The sequence below is a fragment of the Ramlibacter sp. genome, from assembly GCF_013697775.1.
Classification (GTDB): Bacteria; Pseudomonadota; Gammaproteobacteria; order Burkholderiales; family Burkholderiaceae_C; genus Ramlibacter.
This window is the reverse complement of record NZ_JACCWG010000189.1, coordinates 1-3,156: the sequence shown is the minus strand read 5'-3', so window position 1 is coordinate 3,156 and position 3,156 is coordinate 1. Positions and strand designations below refer to the sequence as shown.

Sequence of the window (3,156 nt, the reverse complement as noted above, 5' to 3'; positions counted from 1 at the left end):
GCATCGACCATTTCGTCAACGCTCACAACCAAAACTGTCAGCCGTTCAAATGGACTGCGACCGCCGATTCGATCCTTGAAAAGCTGCATCGACTTTGCTCACGTATTATCGGGACAGGACACTAGGCGCGCCTTGTCAGTGCTTGTCGGCGCGCCCCGCTCCGGCCGACGCCATGATCTTGTCCGTGTAGGCAATCGCCATTGCCGACAGCAGGAAGGTGATGTGGATCACGGTCTGCGCGATCAGCACGCGGTCCGTGTAGTTGTCGGCGTTGATGAAAGTCTTCAGCAGGTGGATCGACGAGATGCCGATGATGGCCGTCGCGAGCTTCACCTTCAGCACCGACGCATTCACATGGCTCAGCCATTCCGGCTGGTCGGGGTGGCCCTCTAGTCCCATGCGGCTGACGAAGGTCTCGAAGCCGCCGACGATCACCATGATCAGCAGGTTGGAAATCATCACCACGTCGATCAGCGCCAGCACCACCAGCATGATGATGGTTTCGTTCAGCGAGGTGACCTGCGCCGTCGTCTTGTAGCCGATGCTGGAGACCAGCTGCTGCAAGGCGGCCTGGCTGCCCGCGGCCGCTTCGATCAGGTGCCACAGTTCCACCACGAAGTGCACCACGTACACCGCCTGCGCCGCGATGAGCCCGAGGTACAGCGGCAGCTGCAGCCAGCGGCTCGCGAAGATCAGGTTGGGCAGCGGGCGCAGGGGCGAAACGGGACCGGGACCGGGTTTTTCTTGCATTGGATGGAAAGGCGTTGTGCGGGTGTGGCCGATTGTAGTTTCGGGGGGCGCGGGGTAAATTCGTAAGCCTCGCGCCAGTCAGTGGCTTGTAAGTGGGAACACTGACATTTAGCGCGCAAATTCACCTGCTTTCGGAGACAAGCATCATGAGCGCCATCGAGTCGGTCCTGGTCGAAAACCGTGTCTTTCCGCCACCCGAGGCGGCCGTCCAGGGCGCGCGCATTTCCGGCATGGCGGCGTACGAGGCGATGTGCGCGGAGGCAGGGCGCGACTTCGAAGGATTCTGGGCGCGCCTCGCGCGCGAAAACGTGGTGTGGACCAAGCCGTTCACCAAGACGCTGGACGAATCGAACGCGCCGTTCTACAAGTGGTTCGAGGATGGCGAGCTCAACGCGTCGGCCAACTGCCTGGACCGGCACATGGGCACGCCGGTGGAGAACAAGACGGCGATCACCTTCGAGGCCGACGATGGCCAGGTCACGAAGATCGCCTACAAGGAACTCCTCGCGCGCGTGAGCCAGTTCGCCAACGCGCTCAAGGCCCAGGGCATCGGCAAGGGCGACCGCGTCCTGATCTACATGCCCATGAGCATCGAGGGCATTGTTTCCATGCAGGCCTGCGCGCGCATCGGCGCGACGCACAGCGTGGTGTTCGGTGGCTTCTCGGCCAAGAGCGTGCAGGAGCGCGTGATCGATGCCGGCGCCGTGGCCGTGATCACCGCCAACTTCCAGATGCGCGGCGGCAAGGAGATGGGCCTGAAGTCCATCGTGGACGAGGCGCTGGCCATGGGTGGCTGCGAAAGCATCCGGAGCGTGCTGGTCTACATGCGCACGGCCACGGCCTGCAACATGGTGGCCGGGCGCGACAAGACGTTCGACGAGGCGCTGCAGGGCCAGAGCACCGAGTGCGCGCCCGAACCGGTCGGCGCGGAGCATCCGCTGTTCATCCTCTACACCTCCGGCTCCACCGGCAAACCCAAGGGCGTGCAGCATTCCACCGGCGGCTACATCCTGTGGTCCAAGCTCACCATGGAGTGGAGCTTCGACATCAAGCCGGAAGATATGTTCTGGTGCACCGCCGACATCGGCTGGATCACCGGGCACACCTACATCGCCTACGGCCCGCTGACTGCCGGCGCCAGCCAGCTGATCTTCGAGGGCATTCCCACCTTCCCGCATGCAGGCCGTTTCTGGCACAACATCGAGAAGCACAAGATCACGGTGTTCTACACGGCGCCCACGGCGATCCGCTCGCTGATCAAGGCCGCCGAGACCGACGCGAAGGTGCATCCGAAGAACTGGGACCTGTCGTCGCTGCGCATCATCGGCACCGTGGGCGAGCCGATCAACCCCGAAGCCTGGATGTGGTACCACCGGAACGTGGGCGGCGAGCGCTGCCCGATCGTGGACACCTTCTTCCAGACCGAGACCGGCGGGCACGTGATCAACCCGCTGCCGGGTGCCACGCCCACCGTTCCGGGCTCGTGCACGCTGCCGCTGCCGGGCATCATGGCCGCGATCGTCGACGAGACCGGCAAGGACGTTGCGAACGGCTCGGGCGGCATCCTGGTCATCAAGCGGCCGTGGCCATCGATGATCCGCACCATCTGGGGCGACCCAGAGCGCTTCAAGAAGAGCTACTTCCCCGAGGAAATGGGCGGCCGCTTCTACCTGGCCGGCGACGGCGCGGTGCGCAACGTGGACAACGCCTATTTCCGCATCACCGGCCGCATCGACGACGTGCTGAACGTCTCGGGCCACCGCATGGGCACGATGGAAATCGAATCGGCGCTGGTGTCCAAGACCGACCTGGTGGCCGAAGCCGCCGTGGTGGGCCGGCCCGACGACGTGACCGGCGAGGCGATCTGCGCGTTCGTGGTGCTCAAGCGCTCGCGCCCGACCGGCGAGGAGGCGAAGAAGATCGCCGACGAACTGCGCGCCTGGGTGGCCAAGGAGATCGGGCCGATCGCCAAGCCCAAGGACATCCGCTTCGGCGACAACCTGCCCAAGACGCGCAGCGGCAAGATCATGCGCCGCCTGCTGCGCAGCATCGCCAAGGGCGAGCAGATCACGCAGGACATCACCACACTGGAAAATCCCGCGATCCTGGAGCAGCTGGCCCAGCCGCTCTAAGCCGCAGGAACTAGGCGGCGCGGCGCACCGGCGCAGAAAGCCATGGTCGCAGCCGCCAGACCCTGCAGCGGAATCGCGGCCATCACGAGCCACACAATCACAAGACGCAAGAGCGACATCATCTGGACATTCTATCGGCAGTGCGACGTGGCTGGCGCGCCTGCTCAAGAGGCGGAAAGGCTTTAGCTCGACGGTTCACGGACCTTGCCGGCCGGGCACACGATCCGCACAACCTCAAAGCTTCTCCGCCAACTGCTCCAGGATCGCCGGGTTC

General features: G+C 64.3%; 2 protein-coding genes and 1 pseudogene. 2 read left to right on the top strand and 1 reads right to left on the bottom strand.

Translation table 11 applies throughout. The features are described from left to right. A pseudogene (locus H0U68_RS09215) lies at positions 1-125 on the top strand (IS630 family transposase); the annotation flags it as partial. 10 nt (positions 126-135) lie between these two features. On the opposite strand, the gene H0U68_RS09210 reads toward H0U68_RS09215, so the two are convergent. Further along, positions 136-750: a YqhA family protein gene (locus tag H0U68_RS09210; protein ID WP_296354832.1), complete on the bottom strand. Its 615-nt coding sequence runs from the start codon at positions 748-750 to the stop codon at positions 136-138. A gap of 146 nt (positions 751-896) precedes the next feature. On the opposite strand from H0U68_RS09210, the gene acs reads away from it, so the two are divergent. Then, positions 897-2,882 carry an acetate--CoA ligase gene (gene acs / locus H0U68_RS09205; protein ID WP_296354830.1) on the top strand — a complete coding sequence of 662 codons (1,986 nt, stop codon included), beginning with the start codon at positions 897-899 and terminating at the stop codon, positions 2,880-2,882. Positions 2,883-3,156: the final 274 nt, after the last annotated feature.

Bases quoted from the DNA above. Each gene is read 5' to 3' on its own strand.
- acs (WP_296354830.1), top strand. From the start codon at position 897: ATGAGCGCCATCGAGTCGGTCCTGGTCGAAAACCGTGTCTTTCCGCCA.
- H0U68_RS09210 (WP_296354832.1), bottom strand. From the start codon at position 750: ATGCAAGAAAAACCCGGTCCCGGTCCCGTTTCGCCCCTGCGCCCGCTG.